The following is a 4,445-nucleotide window of genomic DNA, read 5'->3' on the forward strand; positions in this document are numbered from 1 at the left end:
GGGGAGGGGGTTTTTAGGGACAGGGGGGGGAGCGGGTGCGGGAGCGGGTGTGGGTGTGGGGACGGGAGTGCCCAGGGTCTCGTCGCCGTTTTCCCGGTTGCCGTTGCCGTTGCCGTTGCCGTTGCCGTTGCCGTTGCCCTCGCCTTCCCGGCTGTTGAGCCCGCTCGTGCCGCTGTGGCTCCCGGTTCCGCGTCGCCGTGCCCACGCCGCGACGGCTTCTCGTACCGCCTCGGCGAACATCGGCGTACCGGGTTCGTAGGCGGCGGACACGACCTGCGTCAGTTCCGGTATGTGCCGGGTCAACTCCCCGACCGGATCGGCACCCGGCACGAGCTGGAGCACATCGCCGACCGGCCGCCCACCGGCCGAACCCGTGCTCCCGAGCCCCGTGCTCCCGAGGCCCGCGCCCCCGAGCCCCGCGCTTCCTTGGCCGCTGCTGTGACCCTGCGACTCAAGCGCACCGTCGCGGACGGCGGGTACGAGACCGGCGTTGAGCAGGGAGGACTTCCCGGCGCCGGAGGCACCCACGAGCATGACCAGACCGCCGGTGCGCCCCGCCGCGCGCAACTGCTCGACGAGCGCGTCGGTGCTCCGCTCCCGCCCGAAGAACCAACGGGCGTCCTGCTGCCGGTACGAGGCCAGCCCCCGGTAGGGGCAGACGCCGCCGGGAAGGGACGAGCCCTCGCCGGGAGGCTGCTCGTCCATGACAGCACCGGATACGGCGGCCGCGGTGCCGGCCGCGGAGTCCGCCGGGCGCTCCCCGGCGGGATCGGCCAGGGCCCGCTCCCAGAGCCGCTGCCACTGGGCCATGTCGTACAGCCCCTTGGACACCGGAACGGGCCGCGCCCGCCGCGCCTCGGGGATCAGCACGTGCAGGACGGCGGCGAGGGCGGCGAACTGTGCAGGCACGTTACGGGCCCGTCGCCAGTCACTGATGCGCTGAGCCGAGACCCGCACGGGGCGGCCGCGCTCATCGACCCGCTGCAGCCGGACGACCGACTCGGAGACGCTCTTGAGGGGAGGGTTGCCCGCTTCCTTGTACAGCAGCGCAAGACGTTCCGCGAAGGCCGTGCGTGCCTCTGAGTCGTGACTCAAGGCATCTACCCCTTACCTTCCCCCGCTACGTGGACATCCGGACCGGAAAACTCGCCTTGCTGGTCTGACCTGCGGAAACGACGTCACCGGACGTCAGGGCCCTCCTCTCCCGTCAGCCCCGACTGGCAGGATCGGGCCCAAGCCGCCCACGCCGGTGCAGCGCCCGCAGGGCCACCGGCGTAGCGCCCGCAAATCCGATCCATCATGCCGCACGCTTCCGGCCACCCTCAGCGACGCCCCCCCGGCCACACCCCCTCGATCCACGTCCCCAAGCGCGGATCGACACCGCACCGTTCGGCACCGGTCCCCACGTGGGGAGGGACCGGTGCCGAACGAGGCGCCTCAGGGCGCCGTCGCGTCACGTCACGGGTGAATCAGAAGGAAAAGGAAGCGGAGGCGGAATCGGAAACGGAATCGGAAGCGGAAGCGGCTCAGCCGCGAACAGGCTCCGGGGTGGCCGGGCCCACCCCCGCGGAACCCGGCCACCGGCTGGGAGCTCTCTCATGGCCCGCGCCGAAGACAGCCGATCGGTGCCATGGAACACTCTGGTGTGAGCGACCCCCGTAGAACGTACACCGTAGTTGTGGGCGATCGTCAACTAAAGTTGGTCAGAAGCCCCCACGTTGCGCGCTCACACGCACCAGAGTGGACACAGCGGCGATCAGGACAGGACGTACCGGACGTGACAGACGACGAGCCGCGCACCTTCGCGCAGTTGCTGGACCACCTCTTCCAGGAGGTCCACCCGGCGGGTCGCGGGCCCTACACGTACGCCGAGGTCGCCGAAGGGATCCGGGAGGCCTCGGGAGGCGAGGGCAAGGGGCTCACCGCGAGCGCCATCCAGCAACTGCGCACCGGCGCCAAGAAGAACCCCACGAGGCACACGATCAAGGCTCTCGCCGACTTCTTCGGTGTGCCCGCCGGTTACTTCGTCGACGAGAAGGCCGCCGAGCGCACGCGAGCGGAGATCGCCGTCCTCGCCGCCATGCGGGACCAGAACGTCCGCACGGTTGCCCTGCGGGCCAACGGCCTCAGTGCGGAGACCCTCCAGATGGTGACAGCGGTGATCGAACAGGCCCGCATCCTGGAGGGCCTCCCGAACCAAACCCCTCCGCACGACCTGGACCTGGATAACTAGGGGCTGGGGGCTGGGGGCTGCAGGGCTGAGGGACTGCGGGCCGACTCTGCAGGGCTGAGGGCTGCGGGGCCGGCGACCGGTGGTGGGAGATCGACGGTCAGTGGTGATGGCCAGTGGTCTGGCGACCGACGGGCGACCCGCCTGCGTTGCTGGCGCAGCCCGCAGCCCGCAGCCCGCAGCCCGCAGCCCGCAGCCCGCAGCAGCCGGCCGGCGCTGGTGCCGACACTGGTGCCGGCGCCGACACAGCACGGCACCGCACGGCATCGATCCCGCCACCCAAGGACCGCCGAACGCGAGATCCGGCCATTCCGCCAGAGCGCAGAGATTCCCTTGGTCCGGCCTACGCGTTCGCCTAAGCTTTCGAGCGATTCGGTGCCGGGGATCCCGGATCGCACTCCGGCCTCACGGGGTCACGCCGTCAGCGGCCAGACCCGAGCAACGTCAGGACCGGACATGGACATCGAGCGGTTACGCCGCGCGTGCGAAGACCGCGTGGACGCGCTTCGCCTCCCGCACCGCTTCAACACCCGAGACCTCTGCGACGCCGTGGCGGAGAAGCGCGGCCGTCCGATCATCCTCAGACCGCTGAGCACCCTCGGCGCGATCGACGCACCCTGCGGGATCCGCCTGGAAACACCCGACGCGGACCTCCTCTTCTACGAGGAGGGAACGTCCGCCCTGCACCAGAACCACATCCTCGCGCACGAGGTCAGCCACATCATCTGCGACCACCCCGGCACGCTGGAGCTGGACGCCGAAACCTTCCGCGCCCTCGGCTTCAACCCCACCCTCGTCCAACGGATGAACGGACGAACGAGCTACTCGACGGACGACGAACGCGAGGCCGAGACGATGGCCACCGTCATCCGACAACACATCTACCGCGGACGCGAGTTACCTCCCCGTGAGCCCGAGAAGGGCACCGAACGCTGGGAGGCCCTGTTCGCCGAACCCACCAGGAAGGGCCGTCGGCGCCGATGATCGACCTCTTGTTCGCAGGCGTGGCCCTCGTGCTGCTGCTCGCCGCCGGCTACTGGGTCCGGGGCCGCGGCGGTCACCGGCCGACCGGCACCTGGGCCATGGCGGCACTGCTCGTCTCGTTCGCCTGTGCCTTCGGCTCGTACGTGTCCGTCGTGGAGAACACCGTCGAGAGCGTCGTCCCCGACGGCGGGCGGCTGCTCAGCAACTCGTTCACGCTGGCCGCCGCGACCTCTGTCCTGGCGTTCATGCTCCAGCTCGATCTGGAGCCCGACGAGGCCCGGCGGAGCATCCGACGGCGCGTGCTGTTCCTCGGCATCTCCGTCACCGGCATGACGGTGCTGTTCACCGCCAGCCAGTTGAACGACGATTCACCCCAGCTGTACGCGCTCTACGTCCTGATCTACATCACGTACCTCGGCGTCACCGCGAAGGACTTCGGCAAGCAGACCTGGAAGCAGGCCGGCCACTCCCGCCGCAGGAGCCAACGCGTCGGACTGCGCATCACCGCCGTCGGCTGCGTCTTCGCGCTGCTGTACGCGGCCTACAAGGTGTTCGGCCTGGTCTCCATCGGTCTCGAACTGAACCTTCTGCCGCACGGCGTCCGGTGCTCGACGCCCCTCAGCCCCGTCCGCTGTGTGTTCAGCGTGACGGCGCCGGCGATCGCGGTCCTCCTCATCACCCTGGGGCTCACCCTCCCGGCGGTCGTCTGGCCGTTCAGCCAGTTCCTGCGCCGTCGTTGGGAGGCGCGGTCGTTCGCCGCGCTGGGGCTCCTGTGGAAGGACGTCACCGACACGACCCCGGAAGTCGTCCTCGCCGCAGAGGAGTCGCAGGACGTGCACGACTCCGACTTCCTCCTCCACCGCCGAGTGATCGAGATCAACGACGGCGTGCTCGCCCTCCGTCCCCACCGCTCGGCACGCGTCCAGGAAAGCGCCGAACGCACCGTCGCCGCACGCGGCCTGGCAGGAACCCCGGAAGGCGACGCGATCGTGGAGGCAGCGATCCTACGCGCGGCCGTACACACGAAAAGAACCGGCACCGCCCCACACACCGGAACCGCCCCGCACACCGGAACCGCCCCACACACCGGAACCACCCCGCACACCGAAGCCAAACCTCCGGCCCCCACAACACCCTCCCGCGCAGGCAACCTCCGAGCCGAGACCGAATGGCTGCTCCTCGTAGCCCAGGCCTACACCCAGAACGACACCACGACCCCCACTACCCGCCC

The 4,445-nt window shown here is 70.1% G+C and carries 4 protein-coding genes; 3 read left to right on the top strand and 1 reads right to left on the bottom strand.

What is annotated here, in order from left to right; all coding sequences use genetic code 11:
• On the bottom strand, window positions 1-1,095 hold a 1,095-nt coding region (locus tag P1P70_RS41180), incomplete at its 3' end, for an ATP-binding protein (protein WP_319247097.1).
• 682 nt (window positions 1,096-1,777) lie between these two features.
• Here P1P70_RS41180 and P1P70_RS41185 point away from each other — a divergent pair.
• The 3 genes from P1P70_RS41185 to P1P70_RS41195 form a co-directional block, all read left to right on the top strand.
• On the top strand, window positions 1,778-2,233 hold the full coding sequence (locus P1P70_RS41185; RefSeq protein ID WP_319247099.1) for a helix-turn-helix transcriptional regulator: 456 nt from the start codon (window positions 1,778-1,780) through the stop codon (window positions 2,231-2,233).
• A 492-nt stretch (window positions 2,234-2,725) separates the two neighbouring features.
• Entirely contained in the window at window positions 2,726-3,214 is a 489-nt protein-coding gene (locus P1P70_RS41190) for a regulator component (RefSeq protein WP_319247101.1), read from the top strand.
• The coding region (locus P1P70_RS41195; protein WP_319247102.1) for an MAB_1171c family putative transporter at window positions 3,211-4,445 on the top strand (1,235 nt) is incomplete at its 3' end. The genes P1P70_RS41190 and P1P70_RS41195, both read left to right, overlap by 4 nt.

It is taken from the genome of Streptomyces sp. MB09-02B (assembly GCF_033794485.1).
Taxonomy (GTDB): Bacteria; Actinomycetota; Actinomycetes; order Streptomycetales; family Streptomycetaceae; genus Streptomyces.